The organism is Acaryochloris marina S15 (assembly GCF_018336915.1).
GTDB lineage: Bacteria > Cyanobacteriota > Cyanobacteriia > Thermosynechococcales > Thermosynechococcaceae > Acaryochloris > Acaryochloris marina_A.
Genome location: NZ_CP064923.1, coordinates 4,262,806 through 4,283,948, shown reverse-complemented (window position 1 = coordinate 4,283,948; position 21,143 = coordinate 4,262,806). Strand labels below are relative to the sequence as shown.

Genomic DNA, 21,143 nt, shown 5'->3' with positions numbered 1-21,143 from the left:
TCGTGCAGATTCTATAGAAAATCGTGGCAGATTTAGGTATTTTTCGGTCCAAAGACTCCGCCATTGACGGCGCTCGATATATCAGTCGAGTAGATGCCTCTTTTCGACTGCGTACTTTAAAACAGCAAGATTTGTCTGAGGTGGCAGCCCTTCTTTGTCGGTGTTTTTATCCCCAGGATGGGTGGCAATCGTGGTTTAATCCCATCATGCAAATGGGTATCTTTCACGATCTCCAATCCCGTTACAGCGTTCGCCTAATGCCGTTTACGAGTTTGATTGGCGCTCAGGTTGCCCAGGATGTGTCCGTAGAGTCAGAACTCGTTGGCACCGTTGAGGTAGCCCTGAAATCCTTGTCGCCTTGGTTGCCCTTTGCGCCGTCTGTGCCTTATATCTCCAACCTAGCGGTGGCCTCTCAATGTCGTTGTCAGGGAGTGGGTAAACAGCTCTTGTTTGCCTGTGAAGAACTGGTTCGCCAGTGGGGACATCCTCGTCTATATCTTCATGTCATGGATGACAATACCCCTGCCCGTCGACTGTATGCCAAAGCGGGTTATCAGCTCGTAGACAGCCCACCTGCTTGGCCAAATATCTTTTTTGCGTCTCCTAAACGACTCCTGCTGTGTAAGCGTCTCTAGGTTAGGCATGGTTCTTACATAATATCCAGGGTGCTCTAGCCTAACGAATAGGAGGCAACACACCTGTGAATCATATTCTTTTACACTTTGAGGTAAGCCTTAGGCTTAACCTCAGTCTTTGTGATGAAGGCTAAGGGAAATCTCTGGAGTGTATTTTGCCCTGACTATGTCGCTGCAACCCCATCAACGAACCAAGCTAGACAACGGTGATGATCAGTCTTTCTACGATTATCCGCGCTTTGTCACCCATGTTGATGATGGGTTTATTCAACAACTCACTGATCTGTACCGACAGCATCTCCAACCTGGATTTACCCTCTTAGATTTGATGAGTAGTTGGGTGTCTCACCTGCCAGAGGATATCAAGTTTGAGCAGGTGATTGGTCATGGCCTAAATGCTGAAGAGCTAGCCAAGAATCCTCGCTTTGATGAGTGTTTTGTCCAAAATCTCAACAAAGAGCTGCAGCTTCCTCAAGCAGATCAAACTTTTGATGCGGTGCTGATTGCCGTTTCCGTGCAGTATTTGCAATACCCTGAAGCAATTTTTAGCGAAATCCACCGAGTACTTAAGCCTGGTGGCGTAGTCATTGTGAGCTTCTCCAACCGCATGTTTTATCAAAAAGCAATTCAGGTTTGGCGAGATGGGAGTGATGAGCAGCGGGTACAGCTAGTGCAGTCCTATATGGGCTCTGTCACAGGTCTGAGTAAGCCCCAAGTAATCTCCAATCAAACGCCTCAATCAACCTTGTTATCTTGGATGGGTTTAGGGGGCGGAGATCCATTTTTTGCGCTTGTGTCTCAACGATTACCAGCAGACCCAACAGCTGCGAGCGAAGCTTAGATTTTAAGGGTTTGAAATGGAGAGGGGTTGCAGTCCCTCAAGTCGAAAATATTATAGAAAATAAATAGGTGAGTGGACCATGGAAAGTACAGAGGTATGTGGCCCCATTATCCGAAGCATAGAGAAGGCTGATATTAGTGCTGTAGCCCATTTGATGACTCGTCTCAGCCAAATGGCAGTGCAATCACACCCAGATATCCATCGTCTCCTACTGTTGGAAAACGCTAGGGACTATTTAGAAGAAAAAATAGGTGTAGAGCAAGAATTCATCTATGTTGCAGTGGTTGATGACCAACGGGTTGGATATATCCATTTTGAGGTTTGCGAACGAGAAGAAACTATCTTTTCTCATGCCAGAAAAATTCTCTACTTGCACCAAATCTATGTAGTGCAGGAATTTCGTAGAACAGGAGTGGGAAGTCAGCTGATTTCAACAATGAAACGGTTTGCTCAAGAGATAGACAACCTGAAATGGATTTGGTTTGACATGTATAGTTCCGATTCATCAGCATTGAAATTCTATCAAGCGCAGGGCTTTGAAGCGATAGGCTCTCGCATGAGTTTAAGTCAGGAAAGTGGATTTAAGTGACCTGTCTTTATCCATGTACGATTACAGATCTAATATTCTTCTGGCAGTAATAGACAAATATGCCAATTTGGGTGATGGCAATTCTGTTCACTCTGGCGTGCCAGTATTATTCAAGCTTTTGGTGGCTGTCATAGCGCTCCCCATAAACTCCATTAGCTTCAGAATCAACTATACCTCTGCCCCCTCTTGCTGATATATCCACTGTAAGGAGTGGGAAATGGCTGCATCGTCTCCGGTGAACTGTTGGATTAGCGATTGCCATTCTTGGCCAGTTAGCATTGGCCATTCTGCGTGATGTTTGTCGGGTGGATGAGTTGCGATCGCAAACTTCAAGACAGCTCTTTCCTATCTAATCAACAGGGTTATCAGTAGATTTTGATAAGTAGCAAATTCCTTTAAAGCAATCTGAAGCCTTTGTTTCTCTGCATATATAACGTGAATGCCTTCAATGATTTAGACAAAATTAGATATTTATAAGTCTTTTGCTGGCTTTAGATCTCTTTATTATTTCCTCTATTTTTTATTGGTTAATATAAAAAAGTTTCGTTAAAGTTTTGGGTGTTTGATTGGATTAAATTGTAAATTTCTTATTGGAATGAAGTTGTCATTAAATTCTTTTTTGGATAGTATTATGCAAAAATCTATTTTTGAAATTTTCTATATTTAATTTTTTAAGGAAAGTATTTCGTAGAAGCTATTGTTATCAATAGATCTCGCACGTCTCTAGCTTAGCTATCTGTGTCAATAGATAAGCCTAAGATGTTGTTCTTAGTGCTGAAATTGATAAGTGTAACCAATTGCTAGTCTAGCTTAGGTGGTTTTTGTGCCCAGCTATCAGGACTTGGCTTTTTATCCATGAATGTCTCAATTTATAACTATTTAGGAATCTTCCCACCTTAGCTTTGATGCTCTGTTGATTATCTCAGGAAGTCATTGAGTAGCGATAATCATATGCTGATTTTAGACCTTGGGAATCTGATGGCATGTGAATTTTGAATACTGGATGTAGATGAAGCTAAGTTCATTTGCATCTGAGGTTTTGCAAAAAAATAAAAACTTATCTTAGGTAGAAAAATGCCTCCTATAAATGATGACCAAAGCCTTGCTGCAAGTATTGCCTCGATAGGAGACACTCAAAGTTATACCTTCACCGCCCAAGCAGGAGACTTGATTAAAGCCTTTGTCGATAATTTGACGGGAGGCCGAGTCCAAATTCAGCTACTAGATTCAGATGGTGTGACTGTTCTAGAAGAGCAAAGCTCACCCTTGAACGCTCGAGATGCTGGTATTGGATTGACCTCGCTACCATTTGCCATTGCAGCAACAGGTCAGTATACGCTTGTGGTGGCTGGCGTAGGAAACACCACCGGTAACTACACCGTAGGTCTGACCAACTTTACAGAGAACGCTCAAACTATAGCGGACAACCAAGTCGTCGCATCATCTCTCGACTTTGCCGGTGATGGCGAAGCTTATACCTTTACCGCTCAATCCGGTGACTTAATTGAAGCCTTTGTTGATAATTTGACAGGAGGCCGAGTCCGAATTCGATTGTTGGATGCGAATGGCGTGACTGTTTTAGACGAGCAAAGCTCACCACTGAACGCTAGAGACGTTGGTGTTGGAGAATTAACATCACTCCCATTTGCCATTGCATCAACAGGTCAGTACACCCTGTTAGTCGATGGGGTGGGAGATGCCACCGGTAACTACACCGTAGGTCTGACCAACTTTACAGAGAACGCTCAAACTATAGCGGACAACCAAGTTGTCACATCATCTCTCGACTTTGCTGGTGATGGAGAAGCCTATACCTTCACAGCTCAGACAGGCGACCTGATAGAAGCCTTTGTCGATAATTTGACAGGAGGCCGAGTTCGCATCCGATTGTTAGATGCCAATGGCGTGACTGTTTTAGACGAGCAAAGCTCACCACTGAACGCTAGAGACGTTGGTGTTGGAGAATTAACATCACTCCCATTTGCCATTGCATCGACAGGTCAGTACACCCTGTTAGTCGATGGGGTGGGAGATGCCACCGGTAACTACACCGTAGGTCTGACCAACTTTACAGAGAACTCCCAGATCATAGCGGACAACCAAGTTGTCACATCATCTCTTGACTTTGCCGGTGATGGCGAAGCTTATACCTTTACCGCTCAGGCAGGCGACCTGATAGAAGCCTTTGTCGATAATTTGACAGGAGGCCGAGTTCGCATCCGATTGTTAGATGCGAATGGCGTGACTGTTTTAGACGAGCAAAGCTCACCACTGAACGCTAGAGACGTTGGTGTTGGAGAATTAACATCACTCCCATTTGCCATTGCATCAACAGGTCAGTACACCCTGTTAGTCGATGGGGTGGGAGATGCCACCGGTAACTACACCGTAGGTCTGACCAACTTTACAGAGAACTCCCAGATCATAGCGGACAACCAAGTTGTCACATCATCTCTCGACTTCGCCGGTGATGGCGAAGCTTATACCTTTACCGCTCAATCCGGTGACTTAATTGAAGCCTTTGTTGATAATTTGACAGGAGGCCGAGTCCGAATTCGATTGTTGGATGCGAATGGCGTGACTGTTTTAGACGAGCAAAGCTCACCACTGAACGCTAGAGACGTTGGTGTTGGAGAATTAACATCACTCCCATTTGCCATTGCATCAACAGGTCAGTACACCCTGTTAGTCGATGGGGTGGGAGATGCCACCGGTAACTACACCGTAGGTCTGACCAACTTTACAGAGAACGCTCAAACTATAGCGGACAACCAAGTCGTCGCATCATCTCTCGACTTTGCCGGTGATGGAGAAGCTTATACCTTTACCGCTCAATCTGGCGACCTGATAGAAGCCTTTGTCGATAATTTAACGGGAGGCCGAGTCCGAATTCGATTGTTGGATGCGAATGGTACGACTGTTTTAGACGAGCAAAGCTCACCACTGAACGCTAGAGACGTTTCAATAGAGAACTTTCAGATTCAGAATGCCGGAACCTACACGCTGCTTGTTGATGGTGTGGGTGATACAACTGGGAACTATATCTTGAATTTTGGTGGGGCCTCTTCGCCTTCTCTGAGTTTAAGTATTAGCCCCAATAGCATTTCAGAAAATGGTGGTATAGCTACCGCAACATTGACTCGGAATTCAACGATTGGTGATTTAACGGTTGATCTAGCTAGCAATGATGTTACTGAAGCATCAGTACCAGCTCAAGTCACTATTCTCGATGGCCAAAATTCAGTCCAATTCGCTATCAATGGAGTGGATGATGTTGTAGTTGATGGGAATCAACTCGTCATGATTAGTGCATCGGCCATCGGATTTTCCAATACCAGTAGCACCTTGATTATTACTGATGATGACATTGCGCCCCCTCCAACTGCTGATATTGATTACGCTATAGCGACGAGTGCCGTAACGCTCACTGAGGGAGATAGTGGTGCCCAACAAGTCACCTTCACCATCACTCGAACAGAGATCACTCAGGTTGCTAACGCTACAGTCACTCAAACAGGAACAGGTGCTATTCAATCTACTAGCAGTGCATTCGCTCAGGTAGCTGCTGCTCAAGCTGCTAGTAGTATCGACTTTACGATTGGCGGCACAGCAACCAATACGGAAGATTTCAACAATATTGGTGGCACCAGTGGTGCTTCAGGCTTAACTGGCACGATTAATTTTGGTGTGGGTGAAACCAGTAAAACGATTACCCTTGATGTTCTAGGTGACACTACTGTTGAGCCTGACGAAACTATTGTTGTGTCACTTGCTAATGCTACTGCTCCTAGTACAGCAACCATCAGTACTGCTACTGCTACCACAACCATCTTGAACGATGATGTTGCTCCCCCTCCACCAGCTGATATTGATTACGCCATCGAGACGAGTGCAGTTACGGTCACAGAAGGAGATAGTGGAGCACAGCAAGTTACCTTCACAGTGACTCGGACAGGTGCGACTCAAGATGCCAGCAGCATTGACTTTACGATTGGTGGCACCGCAACTAACACTGAAGATTTCAACAATATTAGTGGAACTAGTGGTGCTTCTGGTTTAACTGGAACTATCAATTTTGGTGCGGATGAAACCAGCAAAACTATCACCCTAGATGTTCTAGGTGATACGGATATTGAGTCCGATGAAACCATCATTGTGTCCCTTGCGAATGGGACTGCTTCTGGCACAGCAACCATTAGTACTGATACTGCCACCACAACCATCTTGAACGATGACGTTGCACCACCTCCCCCTGCTGATATTGATTACGCTATAGCAACGAGTGCAGCTACTGTCACAGAAGGAGATAGTGGAGCACAACAAGTTACCTTCACAGTGACTCGGACAGGTGCGACTCAAGATGCCAGCAGTATCGACTTTACACTTGGTGGCACAGCAACTAACACTGAAGATTTCAACAACATTGGTGGAAGCAGTGGTGCTTCTGGTTTAACTGGGACTATCAATTTTGGTGCAGATGAAACTAGTCAAACTATCACCCTAGATGTTTTGGGTGATACGGATATTGAGCCAGATGAGACTGTTGTGGTTTCACTTGCCAATGCCACTGCTCCTGGCACCGCAACCATCAGCGCTGACTCTGCCATCACAACTATCTTGAATGATGATACTGCGCCCCCTCCACCAGCTGATATTGATTACGCCATAGCGACAAGTGCAGTTACTGTCACGGAAGGGGATAGTGGCTCTCAACAAGTCACGTTTACTGTCACCCGAACAGGTGCCACTCAAGATGCCAGCAGCATCGACTTTACACTTGGTGGCACAGCAACTAACACTGAAGATTTCAACAATATTAGTGGAACTAGTGGTGCTTCTGGTTTAACTGGGACTATCAATTTTGGTGCAGATGAAACTAGTCAAACGATCACCTTAGATGTTTTGGGTGATACGGATATTGAGTCTGATGAGACTGTTGTGGTGTCCCTTTTAAACGCAACTGCTTCTGGCATCGCAACCATTAGTACTGATACTGCCACCACAACTATCTTGAACGATGACGTTGCACCCCCTCCACCGACTGATATTGATTACGCCATAGCGACAAGTGCAGTCACAGTCACAGAAGGAGATAGTGGGGCACAGCAAGTTACCTTTACAGTGACCCGAACAGGTGCGACTCAAGATGCTAGCAGTATCGACTTTACACTTGGTGGCACAGCAATAAATTCCGAAGATTTCAATAATATTGGTGGAAGCAGTGGTGCTTCTGGATTAACTGGAACGATTAATTTTGGTGCAGATGAAACCAGCAAAACCATCACTCTTGATGTTCTAGGTGATACGGATATTGAGCCCGATGAGACTGTTGTGGTGTCCCTTTCAAACGCCACTGCTCCTGGTACTGCAACCATCAGTACTGACTCTGCTACCACAACCATCTTGAATGACGATGCACCACCTCCCCCGCCTGCTGATATTGATTACGCTATAGCAACGAGTGCAGTCACGGTCACAGAAAGAGATAGTGGAGCACAACAAGTTGCCTTCACAGTGACTCGAACAGGTGCCACGCAAGATGCCAGCAGCATTGATTTCAGTTTTGGTGGCACAGCGATCAATTCCGAAGATTTCAATAATATTGGTGGAAGCAGTGGTGCTTCTGGATTAACTGGAACGATCAATTTTGGAGCTGATGAAACTAGTAAAACGATCACCCTAGATGTTTTGGGCGACACTACTATTGAGCCAGATGAAACTATCATTGTGTCCCTTACCAATGGGACTGCCCTTGGTACCGCAACCATCAGTACTGACTCTGCTACCACAACCATCTTGAATGATGACACTGCACCCCCTCCACCCGCTGATATTGATTACGCTATAGCGACGAGTGCAGTCACGGTCACAGAAGGAGATAGTGGGGCACAACAAGTTACCTTCACAGTGACCCGAACAGGTGCGACTCAAGATGCCAGCAGCATCGACTTTACACTGGGTGGCACAGCAACTAACGCTGAAGATTTCAACAACATTGGTGGAAGCAGTGGTGCTTCAGGACTAACTGGGACTATTAATTTTGGTGCAGATGAAACCAGCAAAACGATCACCTTAGATGTCTTGGGCGACACTACTATTGAGTCCGATGAAACCATCATTGTGTCCCTTGCCAATGGGACTGCTTCTGGCACAGCAACCATTAGTACTGACTCTGCTATTACAACTATCTTGAACGATGATGCTCCGCCGCCCCCACTTGCTGATATTGACTATTCCATCGCAACAAGTGCAGTCAGTCTTACTGAAGGAGATAATGGTGCCCAGCAAGTCACCTTCACGGTCACCCGCACTGGCTCTACTCAAAACGCTAGCAGTGTTGACTTTACTTTTGGTGGCACAGCGACCAATTCCGAAGATTTCAATAATATTGGGGGCACGAGTGGCGCTGCTGGTTTAACTGGCACGATCAATTTTGGTGTCGATGAAACTAGCAAAACTATCACCCTTGATGTATTAGGCGACACGCATGTAGAACCTGATGAAACTATTGTGGTGTCCCTTGCGAATGCCACTGCTCCTGGCACCGCAACCATCAGTACTGATTCTGCTACCACAACTATTTTGAATGATGACTTCTTGAATGAAGACAATGATTCGGATGATGACGCAGATGAGAGTAATGAGAATAACTCTGGGGATGGCGAAGAAAATACTAGCTCTGGCAAAGTTCTGCATGGGACTCATGGCCATGACAGGCTTGTCGGTATGGATGGAGATGACACCATAAGAGGGCTTCGAGGTGACGATCTTCTGCTTGGGCGTGGTGGTGATGATCATATTCAGGGCAATGGGGGCGAGGATACTCTCAAGGGAGGATCAGGTGATGATGAGTTGCTAGGAGGCCATGGTCGTGACTATCTCCTTGGTGGCGATGGTCATGATTTATTACGAGGTGGAAACGGTAAAGATCTGCTGGTTGGTGGAGCTGGGTCAGATACTTTTGTCCTTGAACCTGGGAAAGGGAGAGATGTCATTGCCGATTTTGATGGGGCAGTTGACAAGGTGAGCTTGATGGCCGAACAGCTCTCATTTGATGACCTCAAGATTACATCTGTAGGGCACAGTTCCTTGGTAAGCGTTGCAAGTACGGGCGATCAGCTGGCCTTCTTTACAGGGGTCGGTGCAGACTTACTCAATGCAAATGTATTTATGGTGATTGAGAATCCTCGACAAGCTTGAGAGTTAGAAGTGACGAATAATCGTGATTAGCTCAGATTCATGATCTGAAAATAGTAGAAGAATTTTAAGGTCTCCGTAGAACTTGGAATTCTTCTATCCTACATTCAGCAGGCTAGCTAGCAGAGCAGATAATATTTTTTACAGCCCTTCCCAAGGAACGGCAAGATAAGTTGCTGCCTGCTGTTGAGCTTGATGAGATGCTTGGCACCATCAAGCCAAACTAAATGGACGGCCTGAAAGCATTGGAGAATCCAACGTAACGTAGGTTTCATAGTTTGTTTCCCCTTCTGATTAGGGAGAGTTGTTTGTACTTGTTCTAGTGCATTTCTTAACTGTCGTTGTCCTAAGCTGTAGACCATCAAACACAAGGCCATGATCATGGCTAAGGCAGCGATACGCCGAGGTGTCTTCAGGAAAACACTAGAGGCAAAGAAGAGTGGATCTTTGATAAAGCGAAAGCCTCCTTCACACGCCTGCTGGTTCTTATACTCGCGCAGAATATCATCATTGCTCCATTGCTCTTGTTCCAAGAGATTGGTGGCTAAGATGAAACGACCTGCTTGCCGCCGATAGCGTTCGATGACTGGCTCATTGAGGGTTAAGGTAGCCTCAATAGAATAGGTGTAGTGAGTCACAACCGTTGCTTTTGTCGGTCGTCCAGCCTTTGAATAATGAGGTTTTTTGTGGATTTTGAGATCGTCAAGGGTGTGATACCTGAGGATTTTGCCAAAATCTTGGGCTGCAGCTAAAGCATCTGCAGGGCACAAGAAGGTCTGTTTGCAGAGGGTTTTAAGTGCAGTAGTTTTTTGGCTAAACGCCTGATCAATCCGCTTTTGCACTTGTTTGAGTCCAGAGTCTCTGCGAGCTTTACTTTCAACCACCAGCCACCGTTGTTGAATCTCTCCATAGGTACTACATACTTCGACAAAGCTATAGCCGTTGAGAGCACTGGGGTGAAACTGTGAACCCGGCAGCCCTTGTAATAAGTCTTGGGCTGCCGTTGAACTTGCTGGAACTCGGCTAATCCAAGATGTACTTCCTAATGCTTGCAGATTGTCGGCACTGTAGAGGGCACTATCAGCAACAATCACCTCTGGCTGTTGCTGACTCCACTGTTGCTTAAATTCATGGATGATAGGCACAAACGTACTTTTGTCCGCATCATTACCGTTGCCCACTTGTAAAAATAAAGGAATACCCCCGTCCCCACTCACCAGTAGGTTCAATACAAACTGCTTGAGATCACGACGATTGTCCCGTGAGTAGCCGTAGGTGATTTTCACGGGTATCGGCTCCTCTGATTCAGCCAGTGCAGGGGAGGGGGACTCAGGTGCAGAGGGGGATTCGTCTGACGCCTCAACCTGTGGTTTATCTAAGTATTGCCCCTCAACACTAAGGCTTGTCGCATCTAGATGCGCACACCTTAGAGCTACATCGAATTTCTGAACGACTGCCATTGCCACATGGATAAATATCTGGGTCACACCATAGGCATAGAGCTTGTCGAGGACTCGACCGATACGGGTATCGTTGAGGTGCTCTGGCAGTACACCTTGACCGAGTAAGTGCTCGGTTGCTTTGCTTTCGAAAAACTCACTAAATAAGTACAATGGAGCACTCAAAAAGCCCATACCATTTAGAATCAGGGCTTTGACAACTTGACCACAACTAACATTCTCTTGCTCGTGAGTACCTAATAATCGATCCACTATTTCGACAATGCCGATCTCATCGACGATACCGGCAATAATACCGAGATGGTCAATATCCTGAACGTCTATCTCTTGAGGTGAATACATGGACTTGCGTTGAGAGACAACCTCAAAATTATCCCTTGATGGTTAGTACCTGCTGAATGTCGGTTCTATCTAAAAGAGTGTGTGTTTTATGGGTGAAGCTTTCAGAACTATCTAGCTTCTTGCAGATGTATTAATCTACATCAACCAGCATCTACTAATTCTCGTAAGTGGTGATCAGGCTTCCCTGCTTGTTCTGCTCAATATGGGTCGTGTCATCAGCCTGTTGTGCAAGATGCTTGAACAGTTGTGCTTGTCTGGGTCGTATCTCAACCCATAACACTTGACCATGTTGTGAGAAGGAAGACAATGACTGCTCCTAGAGCCAATACTCCCTGAATTAAATTACCAATCAAAGAGCTAGCAACGACTGCTACTGAGGCTTTTAGGGCTTGTTTGAAGTTGCGCCGATATAAAAACTCGCCAATAAACGCACCAATAAACGGCCCAATCAGTAGACCGATAATGGGACCACCTACCACTAGAGCAGGGGGTAAAAGACCGAATAAAACCGCTACTAAACCTACCATTGCGCCAATTTGCCCCCACCGGCTAACCCCGGCTTTTTTCGCTCCCCAAAAGGTTGCTAGAAAATCTACGGCTGTACTGACAACGAGGACAGCGATGGCTACCCCCAATGCCACGCCAATTTTGCCAAAGCCTACCACTAAGCCCCACAGCAAAATGGCGACTAACACCAGACTAGATCCCGGCAAAGCAGGTACAACGGAGCCGATAACGCCGACGATCATGACGGCGATTAGGATCCAGTACAGAATGATTTGCTGGTCTTGGAGCGCGCTTAAAAAGTCCACAGACATTATCCAGAGATGGGGGTTGATTCTTGTTGGCTAAGAGTATTGTCTAATTTATCTGCGATCGCACTTACCCATGCTTCGTCCTGATTGGTGTAGCTGCGGGGGACATTGGCGCCTAAAATAAGGACGCCTTCGTTACCAATGGGCTGGCAGATCACGCCCTGAGTATTTTCAGGAAGATAATCGAACTCAACCCTGCCTGGGTAAAGCTTTAGGGCGACTAAATAGACCGCTTTTTCGGTGCTCAAAACCCGCTCAACAATGGCACCAGGTTTCACCGTTGAGATGGGTCCTAATACCCCTCGTCGGAGCAATACCTGATCGCGATACCAAATCACCACAGATTTGGTAACGGTATTGGTGAGCAGGATATGAGAAGCCCATGCCAACTCGGTTTTAGCCGTTTCTGATAAATTAGGTGCAAACTCAATGCCCTGCTCTCCGATCAGCTCGACGGCCTCGGGTGATCGCGGTTGAACTCGCTGCCAGAGCAATCCAGTCAGAATCAATACGGCACTGATAATGACGCCGACGGCATCAGAGCGGGCCTGGGATGTCGTCAAACTGGGGGTAAGGAGGCGATTAACCATGAGTAAAGTACCCCCCAGTCCTCCGACAACAAAGGGTAGTAAACGTAGTATTCGATTGGGATCAGATTGAGGCATCCCTTTTTAATGGCAACGTCAGGACTACCTTTATAGTAATCCGTTGGGGAAAGTGTGTTGTTCCAGTCTTGGTGGAATATCAGTACTGCGTTTTCCTGGATAGAGGTGTATTGCTTCTCATTCCCTACAATGCTGTTTCGACTTGATGTGTACCCTATCAGCCTCGTTGATTAGGCACAGGTTGATCGACTGAGATTTGGTAAAGCGTATTTTTATCACACCTATCAATTGTGCATGGACTGACTTTCAACTCTTCAGTTGATTTAGATGCTAATTGATAATGCTTGATGTTGGAGATTTTAAGCCAGATTTAAAGTAAAAATCTTAGCTTGGTGAGGAGTATTTAGATAGGACAGATAGGTGGTTGATGTTAAGGCTAGAAGACAAAGATTTCTGGCATAAAAATTTTTAGTGAAATCTTTGTCTATCTAGTAGATTGTCTCTACTCAAATTCAATAAAACAAGCTAGAATGTGCACTGCTTAATGCAAGGTAAGGATCTTATTAAGTTGTTATGAATTGATTAATTTTTCAGTGGCAAAACTATATATATGATCTCTTTTTGTGGAGAATTTTAGTTTTAAAATGCTGATTGTCAGGTTGGCGATATAGCTAACTTTTTTTTAATGGCTTTTCTGATTGCCGAGTGAAGTTCTTATATATAGCTTATAAATTAGATGCTCCTGATAGAGATGCGTTAAGTCGTTTAAGCAATATTAGGGTGGTCATGATCACAGTTAAACCTGAAGTGTTCTCGATCCTCAACTACCTGTGATGGAGAGATCTTAAATATGACTGGATCTGCACCTGACCCTTTCCATCTACCCCAAGATGAAGAAGAGACTCTAAGCTGTGACATCCAGTTAGAAACGTTGCTGCAGCAATCTACTTTATTGAGAGAGGTGACTAATGAGATTCAGAAAAAGCTCGATACCAATACCATCTTTCAGATTGCTGTTGACAAAATTCAAGATGTACTAAAAACAGATCGAGTTGCTATTTTTCAGTTCGATCCTGCCACCGATTATAGACAAGGTGTTTTTGTAGCAGAAAAAGTTGTTCCAGTCTATTACTCCGTAGTGGCTGCGCGAGTAACAGATGATCGCTTTAGCGAGAATTACGCTGATAAATATCAATTGGGTCGAGTATTTGCAGTTTCTGATATTTATACGGCGGGTCTAAGTGATTGCCATATTCAGATTTATGAGCGGTTTCAAGTTCGGGCCACCTTAGTTCTTCCCCTACTTCAAGGCGATCAGCTCTGGGGATTGCTATGTCTGCATCAGTGCTCAGGACCTCGGGTATGGCTATTCTCAGAAATAGAATTTATGGAGCAAATTGCGATTCAGCTCGGTATCGCTCTAAATCAAGCAGAATTGTATGAGCAGGCATTGGGTAAATCCCAACAATTACAAATTGCCCTCCAGCAAGTTGAGGTGCAGAAAGAACAAGAGGCTTGGAAAGCCAGGTATGAGCGCAATATTGCTGAAATTGTTCTGCGGATTCGCCAAAGTTTAGATATTGAGGATATTTTTCGGGCAACGACCCATGATGTACGTGAGTCTTTGGGATGCGATCGCGTCGTCGTCTACCAATTCTTTCCAGATTGGTCCGGGAAATTTCTGGTTGAGGCCACCGCGCCCAACCTATCGCCCCTATCAGAAATAGATGTGCCGACCACCTGGCAGGATACTTATTTACAGGAAAATCAGGGTGGGAAATACCGAGATAATGCCACGACAGTGGTTACTGATATTTACCAACAATCCTATACAGACTGCCACATAGAGATCCTGGAATGGTTTCAGATTAGAGCCTATATGGTTGTCCCCGTTTTTATCGGTGAAACCCTCTGGGGGTTATTAGCGGCATACCAACTCCACCAGCCTCGTTCATGGCACCAGGTAGAGCTGTACCTCCTGAAACAAGCGGGTGCCCAGTTGGGGGTGGCTTTGCAACAGTCAGAACTACTCAACCAACTGCGAGAGTCAAAGAATAAAGCAGAAGCTGCGAATCAGGCAAAAAGTGCTTTTTTAGCCAATATGAGCCATGAGTTAAGAACCCCCCTCAATGCCATTTTGGGGTTTAGCCAACTCCTAGCTCGGGATGAAAACCTGACCATTGAACAGAAACAAACTCTTAACACCATTAATCGGAGCGGCTCTCATCTGCTGAATTTAATCAATGATGTTTTGGATATGTCCAAGATTGAAGCGGGAAAAATATCTCTCAATCTTCAGAACTGTGACCTCCTCCACCTGCTAGATTCCCTGCAAGAAATGTTTGCCTTGAAAGCCAAATCGAAGGGATTAGTTCTAAACATCCAAAAATCAAGCCAATTACCACCCTATATCCGTATTGATGAAAGCAGGCTCAGGCAAGTGTTAATTAATCTGCTGACCAACGCCTTGAACTTTACAGATGTTGGCTCCGTTACCTTGAGGGCTTTTACCCAGCCCTCACCCGAGTCGTTGACTTCCCATCAAGAGAACCCTCAACCTAACCTTTCTCTATGCTTTGAAGTTGAAGATACGGGAATAGGAATAGCGAACAACCAACTCGCTGGTATTTTTGAAGCCTTTATCCAAACGCCATCGGGGCAACGCTCACAAGACGGCACAGGGTTAGGCCTGGCGATTTGTCGTCACTTCATCCACCTGATGAAGGGTGATATTCAGGTCCAGAGTCAGCCAGGACAGGGGACGACCGTATTGGTGCAGATTCCTGTGGTGATTCCAGATACGGATGAGGTTGAAGAACATCGCTATACGAATGTGACAGGCCTTGCTCCTGACCAAGCTCCCATCCGCATGCTCATTGTTGAAGATAATTTAGAGAATCGGCAAATTCTAAAGCAGCTGATGACGGATGTGGGATTTGAGGTGCAGACGGTCGAAAATGGCCAAGCAGCCGTCGACTGTTGGCAAGCCTGGCATCCTCAGATAATTTGGATGGATTGGCAACTCCCTGTCATGAATGGCTATGAGGCGACCAGGGCCATTCGTTCCCTAGAGTCTCAGGGTACTCAGAAAGCTGATGTTATTTCTCCGAGTGCGGTCTCCAGGACAGAAATGTCTGCTTCACGTACCATTATTATTGCGGTAACAGCGAGTGTATTCGAAGATACCCAAGCTGAATGCGAAGAAGCTGGCTGTGATGATTTTCTGTGCAAACCCTATCAACCCAGCAGGTTATTTGAGCTACTCGCTCAACATCTCAACCTGAAGTTCTTGTCGGAGGATCAGGGGCAAGCTATCACTTTCCCCGAAGACCAGGATACTCCGCTAATAAGCGATCATGATGCGGAATTACAGCTATCTCAGCATTCTGTGGAATGGCTCACTCAGTTGCAACAAGCGGCGATTGAACTGGATGAGGAGTGGGTTAGTCAACAATTAGCAGAAATCACGACTGACTATCCCAAGTTGACCACGAAACTGATGAAGCTATTTAGAGGGTTTCAATTCGATCAAATTACTAATCTGGTTGATAACGCTCTGTCTCTCAAAACGAAGACTTAAGATGATGGGCTGTTTAGGATCGCGATCGCCTCATCACCTTGAGTCAATCCCCAGAATCCTCCAATTAGACGCCTTGCTCCGTTGCCGGCACTTCACCAAAACTAATCTGCTCGGAGGAATAAGACCGGGGTTCAATGTGGATAGTGGCCCGTATAGGAGCATACTTTTGCTCCAGAATGGCTTCCACTTCTTCTGTGATGTCATGGGCCACTTCGACACTATCTGAGTCCACCACCAGGTGCATCTCGATAAAGGTCTGACGTCCCAACAACCCACGAGAAGCTATATCGTGACAGTTGAGCACCCCAGGCACATTAATCACCGCGTCATGAATCGCTTCTGGGGCAATGGCCATCTCATCCACCAACCAAGGCAAGTTGTGCTGCAATACAGACCAGCCGCTAGCAAATACTAAAACGCAGACAGGGAAGGCCAACACCACGTCGACCCATTGATATCCTAATCCCACACCGACAAGGCCCAGCATCACCATTCCGGTGACCCAAATATCGCTCATCGTATGTTGCGCATCCGATAACAGAATGCTGCTGTTCACCCGCTCGCCAACGCTACGCTCGTAAACGGCCACAATAATATTGAGGCCCAATACCACGAGCAATAGTTCTAAGACTTGAGGCGACATTGCCACATCAGACTGTTGGCTGAAGAGATTCCCCACTGCCCCTTCTAAAATTTCAAAGCAAGCAATCCCTAAAAAAGCAGCGATACCCAACGCCCCAATGGCATCAAATTTTTGGTGTCCATAGGGATGCTCGCGATCGGGTTCTGGGGATGCCAATCGATTCATGGTTAATCCCAGCACGTTATTCGCACTATCGGTAATGCTATGCAGTGCATCTGCGAATAAACTCAAAGACCCTGTCCACCATCCCAGGCCAGCCTTAATTAGCATCACTGTGACATTTAAAAACAAGACAGTGACGAGCACATTGCGCACATCTTGGCGATTATCGATAGTCATGAACCTACTAGGGCTGCTTTTATTTAAGAACGGCTATTGAGATCAATCATCAGTCATTAAGGCCGCTTATTGCAACTATATGTAGAAGCCACAACTTCTTTTTTTTATTTAAATCAAAAAATTATTTATGGTCATCGAAACTCTTACGCATAGAGCAGTAGATGAGTTAATTGTGGTGACAGGATTTCAAAGCCTCGGTGAGTGAGGAATTTATTGAAACAGTCTGAAAAGGGTAGATCTGCAAAACCCTCTTATTGATATTGCTTTTAATTAATAAGCCATATTTCTGGTGCTTTATGGGATCAGTAGTAGGTAAAAGTAGTGTGACTGCCAAGTGTTTTAAGACTTGCGAAGAATGATGCCTAGTCCCCTTTCATCGAAATGGCCCATAAACGGGTTGATTAAATATTTCTCCCGTGATGGCAATGTCTACCTCTTTGTCCTCCATGCTTGAAGGGGGAAGGATCTCTTCGCTTGAAGGAGGATGGGTTAACGTCAGGCTAGCTCTTGTAATGTAGACAAACTTGGCAACGGTACTGAGCCCAAAAACAAATATGAGTTTCCCAACTACGGAAAACCCAACTTTTACACTGATTCCCCAGATCTCGTAGATGTTGTGAAAGTGAATCATTGCTGGGCGGGCATTCTGACTCTGATGCTCAGACCTCATCACATCTGTGGGACAGCGCAGCAACGGATTTGCACCGATTTATCTAACGACTGAACCTTGTTAGAGCCAAATGTATTCCATTGTTGTTGGATGCTAAAATAGCGCGCTAATTCTAGATGCTACCTCCAGAATATATAGATATGTGAAGCAATCTAGAATTGTCTTCTAGCTGGGATAGAAGTAGAATATGAAATGATTATGAAACAGTTTTCACTGCATGACCAATATCCCTCTCCGAAGAAGTGTTGTGTTCGCCACTCTCCTGGCATTTGGGTTAGCTTTTACCGGCTGCACAGCCCCTGACGGGCCTTCGACGAACCCTGAAGAGCAGACTGCAGAAAATGAAAATCGACCCGCAAAAGCGAATGGGAAAAAGACGGTACTGACAACATTCACGATTCTGGCTGATATGGCCCGCAACGTTGCCGGTGACAAGCTGAACGTAGAATCCGTCACTCGTATTGGTGCAGAGATTCACGGCTATGAACCCACTCCTAGCGATTTGGTTAAAGCCCAGGATGCCGACTTGATTCTCTACAACGGCATGAACCTGGAACGCTGGTTTGAGAAGTTCCTGGGCAGTGTCAAAGATGTCCCTTCGGTGCTACTGACAGAGGGAATTGAACCGATGCCGATTGTGGAAGGCCCCTATTCCGATAAGCCCAATCCCCACGCTTGGATGTCACCCCGCAATGCCCTGGTGTATGTCGAAAACATTCGCAAAGCATTTGTGAAACTCGATCCAGAAAATGAAGAAACCTACAACGCCAATGCTGAAGCCTACAGCAAGAAACTCAAAGCTATTGATGATGAGCTACAAGCAGACCTAGAGAAAGTTCCTGCCAGCCAACGGTATTTAGTGAGCTGTGAAGGCGCATTTTCTTACCTGGCTCGGGACTATGACATGAAAGAAATTTATATGTGGCCGATCAATGCAGAACAGCAGTTTACTCCTAAGCAAGTCCAACGCGTGATTAAAAAGGTCAAGTCGAATGATGTACCGACGATTTTCTGTGAAAGTACCGTGAGTGATGAAGGACAAAAGCAGGTGGCCAAAACTACAGGCGTGCGGTTTGGCGGCAATCTCTATGTCGATTCCCTCTCAACGGCAGAGGGGCCAGTACCCACGTTTTTAGATTTGCTGGAATATGACGCTCGCACGATAACCAACGGCTTACTCGCTGGCCGCAAAAACTGAACGTTCGCAAGATATTTGGTAACGATTACTAGTCAAGATGATGAATTCTACAACTCAAGCCTTCGGCATTACCGTGGATAACCTGAGCGTCACCTACAATAATGCCCGGTTAGCTCTTTACAACGCGACTTGCACCGTAGAACCCGGAACCATCACCGCTTTGGTAGGACCCAACGGCTGCGGTAAATCAACCCTATTCAAATCCATCATGGGGTTTTTACGTCCCACCCAAGGCCACATCCGGGTGCAGGGCTTGCCCGTTCATAAGGCCCAAAAACGACAATTGATGTCCTATGTCCCGCAAGCCGATGAGGTGGACTGGAATTTTCCCGTGAGTGTTTTCGACGTGGTGATGATGGGACGCTATGGCTATATGAATGTGCTGCGGATGCCCTCTGCGAAGGATCGACGGCTGGTGATGTCCAGTCTTGAGCGAGTCGGTATGGTTGATTTTCGCCATCGTCAAATTGGAGAACTATCAGGGGGCCAGAAAAAGCGCGCATTTCTAGCCCGAGCCTTGGCCCAAGAAAGCAAGGTCATGTTATTGGATGAGCCATTTACAGGAGTAGATGTCAAGACAGAAAAAAGCATCATTGACCTGATGCTGCAATTGCGTCAAGAACACCACACTATTTTGATTTCTACCCACGATCTGGCATCTGTGTCGACTTTTTGCGATCGCACCATCCTGCTCAATCAAACGATTCTTGCCTCGGGGACGACCGCCGAAACCTTTACTGAAGAAAATCTTGCACTGACCTTTGGCGGTTTGCCCATCCGGAGCCTAAAGCAAATCCCTCTGCAGTCAGAGGTAGAAGCATGACCATGGCATCCATACCGCTGTGGAATTGGATTGTCGAACCCTTACAGTATGCATTTTTAGTCCAAGCAATCTGGGTGAGTGCCTTTGTGGGCTTAGTGTGTGCCGTACTCTCCTGCTACATCACCCTTAAGGGTTGGTCCCTGATGGGAGACGCCATTTCCCATGCAGTGGTACCCGGTGTAGTGGTGGCCTATGCCCTGAATATCCCCTTTTCCATTGGTGCGTTTGTCTTTGGGTTTGGGGCTACAGTTGCCATCGGCTATGTGAAGTCCAACACTCGCCTGAAAGAAGATGCCGTGATTGGGGTGATCTTCACCGGGTTTTTTGCCTTTGGTTTAGTGTTAATCACCAAAATCCCCAGCAATATTGATCTATTCCATATCCTTTTTGGTAATGTCCTCGGAATTTCTCAACAGGATATTATCCAAACCTTGATTGCAGGGACGATTACCCTCGTTGTCATTCTGCTACGGCGCAAAGATCTGATGCTATTCTGCTTCGATCCAAACCATGCAAAAGCCATTGGTCTGAATACCCAAGCTATGTACTATACCCTGCTGTGTGTGCTAGCTCTGACCATTGTCACGGCACTGCAAACCGCAGGTATTATCTTAGTGATTTCAATGTTGGTGACGCCGGGTTCAATTGCCTATTTATTGAGCGATCGCTTTGACCATATGCTGATCATTTCAGTGATCAGTAGTGTGTTCTCTTGTGTAATGGGCACTTATCTTAGTTATCACTTGGATATTTCCACGGGGGGTAGTATTGTCACTCTTTTAACCCTGGTATTTATTGTGACGATGTTTTTCTCTCCTAAATATGGCATTATCGCCCAGCGATTGCAGCGAAAATATCAGACTTCCAACGTTACATTGCCCTCGCCGACTCGGGATTGATTCGGTACACTTAAATTTCTAGGGTGAAATCGGTCAGTGAAATCTCACCCTGCTCATTGCCCTGTCTGCAAAGATAGTGCTCATAGATAAAGGTTTAACTATGGAAGTAGTGATAGGCCGAGATGATTTTTTAGCCCAATATTTGTCTGGGAAACGGAATTTCGCAGGGGCTAACTTAAGAGGTATTTCCCTGAGTGAAGTGGATTTGAGTGAGGTCAACCTTCAAGATGCTTATCTAGCGGGCGCTGACTTAGAGTCTGTGGATCTGGGCGATGCCAATTTGCAAGGCTCCACTCTTAGAGGCGCTGATCTGGGAGGAGCCTTTTTGCAAAGTGCCAATCTTAAAGGAGCTGATCTGCGGGGGGCTAATCTGATGGGGACGGATCTGAGAGAAGCTGATTTAGGCGATGCCCGATTAGCCGCCGCCGATTATGATCGCAATACCCATTTTCCCACCGGCTTTCATCCCGAAACAGCGAAGATGCATTTAGTTACTTAGGCCGCCAA

14 protein-coding genes are annotated in these 21,143 nt (G+C 45.9%); 9 read left to right on the top strand and 5 right to left on the bottom strand.

What is annotated here, in order from left to right; translation table 11 throughout:
- Window positions 1-23 precede the first annotated feature (23 nt).
- The 3 genes from I1H34_RS19590 to I1H34_RS19580 all read left to right on the top strand — a co-directional run bounded on the left by I1H34_RS19590 (window position 24) and on the right by I1H34_RS19580 (window position 2,065).
- Window positions 24-635, top strand: coding sequence for a GNAT family N-acetyltransferase (locus I1H34_RS19590; RefSeq protein ID WP_212662646.1), 612 nt, complete (start codon window positions 24-26; stop codon window positions 633-635).
- A gap of 166 nt (window positions 636-801) precedes the next feature.
- A complete protein-coding gene (locus I1H34_RS19585; protein ID WP_212662645.1) occupies window positions 802-1,476 on the top strand; it encodes a class I SAM-dependent methyltransferase in 675 nt (224 codons plus the stop codon).
- Between the two features lie 79 nt (window positions 1,477-1,555).
- Window positions 1,556-2,065, top strand: a complete 510-nt coding sequence (locus tag I1H34_RS19580; protein ID WP_212662644.1) for a GNAT family N-acetyltransferase — start codon at window positions 1,556-1,558, stop codon at window positions 2,063-2,065.
- A gap of 168 nt (window positions 2,066-2,233) precedes the next feature.
- On the opposite strand, the gene I1H34_RS19575 is transcribed toward I1H34_RS19580, so the two are convergent.
- Window positions 2,234-2,398, bottom strand: a complete 165-nt coding sequence (locus I1H34_RS19575) for a hypothetical protein (protein ID WP_212662643.1) — start codon at window positions 2,396-2,398, stop codon at window positions 2,234-2,236.
- 741 nt (window positions 2,399-3,139) lie between these two features.
- Here I1H34_RS19575 and I1H34_RS19570 point away from each other — a divergent pair.
- The gene (locus I1H34_RS19570; RefSeq protein ID WP_212662642.1) at window positions 3,140-9,265 is read left to right on the top strand and encodes a Calx-beta domain-containing protein; all 6,126 of its coding nucleotides are present in this window, start codon (window positions 3,140-3,142) and stop codon (window positions 9,263-9,265) included.
- Window positions 9,266-9,381: 116 nt separating this feature from the next.
- Here I1H34_RS19570 and I1H34_RS19565 read toward each other — a convergent pair whose 3' ends face one another.
- The 3 genes from I1H34_RS19565 to I1H34_RS19555 form a co-directional block, all read right to left on the bottom strand.
- Complete coding sequence (locus I1H34_RS19565; RefSeq protein ID WP_212661850.1) at window positions 9,382-11,064, bottom strand: IS1634 family transposase; 1,683 nt, start codon at window positions 11,062-11,064, stop codon at window positions 9,382-9,384.
- Between the two features lie 266 nt (window positions 11,065-11,330).
- The gene (locus I1H34_RS19560) at window positions 11,331-11,882 is read right to left on the bottom strand and encodes a DUF456 domain-containing protein (protein WP_212662641.1); all 552 of its coding nucleotides are present in this window, start codon (window positions 11,880-11,882) and stop codon (window positions 11,331-11,333) included.
- Window positions 11,882-12,544: a cofactor assembly of complex C subunit B gene (locus tag I1H34_RS19555; protein ID WP_212662640.1), complete on the bottom strand. Its 663-nt coding sequence runs from the start codon at window positions 12,542-12,544 to the stop codon at window positions 11,882-11,884. Before I1H34_RS19555 ends, I1H34_RS19560 begins: the two co-directional genes overlap by 1 nt.
- A 790-nt stretch (window positions 12,545-13,334) precedes the next feature.
- On the opposite strand from I1H34_RS19555, the gene I1H34_RS19550 reads away from it, so the two are divergent.
- Window positions 13,335-16,064: a GAF domain-containing protein gene (locus I1H34_RS19550; protein ID WP_212662639.1), complete on the top strand. Its 2,730-nt coding sequence runs from the start codon at window positions 13,335-13,337 to the stop codon at window positions 16,062-16,064.
- A gap of 64 nt (window positions 16,065-16,128) precedes the next feature.
- Here I1H34_RS19550 and cdf31 read toward each other — a convergent pair whose 3' ends face one another.
- A complete protein-coding gene (gene cdf31, locus I1H34_RS19545; protein ID WP_212662638.1) occupies window positions 16,129-17,046 on the bottom strand; it encodes a CDF family zinc efflux transporter Cdf31 in 918 nt (305 codons plus the stop codon).
- An 887-nt stretch (window positions 17,047-17,933) separates the two neighbouring features.
- On the opposite strand from cdf31, the gene I1H34_RS19540 reads away from it, so the two are divergent.
- From I1H34_RS19540 to I1H34_RS19525, 4 genes are all read left to right on the top strand, one after another.
- Window positions 17,934-18,914 (top strand): metal ABC transporter substrate-binding protein, encoded by a 981-nt coding sequence (locus I1H34_RS19540; RefSeq protein ID WP_212662637.1) that lies wholly within the window; start codon window positions 17,934-17,936, stop codon window positions 18,912-18,914.
- 40 nt (window positions 18,915-18,954) lie between these two features.
- Window positions 18,955-19,737, top strand: coding sequence for a metal ABC transporter ATP-binding protein (locus tag I1H34_RS19535; RefSeq protein ID WP_212666348.1), 783 nt, complete (start codon window positions 18,955-18,957; stop codon window positions 19,735-19,737).
- 2 nt (window positions 19,738-19,739) lie between these two features.
- Complete coding sequence (locus tag I1H34_RS19530; protein WP_315874845.1) at window positions 19,740-20,636, top strand: metal ABC transporter permease; 897 nt, start codon at window positions 19,740-19,742, stop codon at window positions 20,634-20,636.
- Between the two features lie 100 nt (window positions 20,637-20,736).
- Window positions 20,737-21,135, top strand: a complete 399-nt coding sequence (locus tag I1H34_RS19525; protein WP_212662635.1) for a pentapeptide repeat-containing protein — start codon at window positions 20,737-20,739, stop codon at window positions 21,133-21,135.
- Window positions 21,136-21,143 lie beyond the last annotated feature (8 nt).

Excerpts from the sequence above, each read along its gene's own strand:
- I1H34_RS19565 (WP_212661850.1), bottom strand. The coding sequence starts at position 11,064 with ATGTATTCACCTCAAGAGATAGACGTTCAGGATATTGACCATCTCGGT.
- I1H34_RS19560 (WP_212662641.1), bottom strand. The coding sequence starts at position 11,882 with ATGTCTGTGGACTTTTTAAGCGCGCTCCAAGACCAGCAAATCATTCTG.
- I1H34_RS19550 (WP_212662639.1), top strand. The coding sequence starts at position 13,335 with ATGACTGGATCTGCACCTGACCCTTTCCATCTACCCCAAGATGAAGAA.
- I1H34_RS19540 (WP_212662637.1), top strand. The coding sequence starts at position 17,934 with ATGACCAATATCCCTCTCCGAAGAAGTGTTGTGTTCGCCACTCTCCTG.
- I1H34_RS19525 (WP_212662635.1), top strand. The coding sequence starts at position 20,737 with ATGGAAGTAGTGATAGGCCGAGATGATTTTTTAGCCCAATATTTGTCT.
- I1H34_RS19570 (WP_212662642.1), top strand. The coding sequence starts at position 3,140 with ATGCCTCCTATAAATGATGACCAAAGCCTTGCTGCAAGTATTGCCTCG.
- I1H34_RS19585 (WP_212662645.1), top strand. The coding sequence starts at position 802 with ATGTCGCTGCAACCCCATCAACGAACCAAGCTAGACAACGGTGATGAT.
- I1H34_RS19555 (WP_212662640.1), bottom strand. The coding sequence starts at position 12,544 with ATGCCTCAATCTGATCCCAATCGAATACTACGTTTACTACCCTTTGTT.
- cdf31 (WP_212662638.1), bottom strand. The coding sequence starts at position 17,046 with ATGACTATCGATAATCGCCAAGATGTGCGCAATGTGCTCGTCACTGTC.
- I1H34_RS19580 (WP_212662644.1), top strand. The coding sequence starts at position 1,556 with ATGGAAAGTACAGAGGTATGTGGCCCCATTATCCGAAGCATAGAGAAG.
- I1H34_RS19530 (WP_315874845.1), top strand. The coding sequence starts at position 19,740 with ATGGCATCCATACCGCTGTGGAATTGGATTGTCGAACCCTTACAGTAT.
- I1H34_RS19535 (WP_212666348.1), top strand. The coding sequence starts at position 18,955 with ATGAATTCTACAACTCAAGCCTTCGGCATTACCGTGGATAACCTGAGC.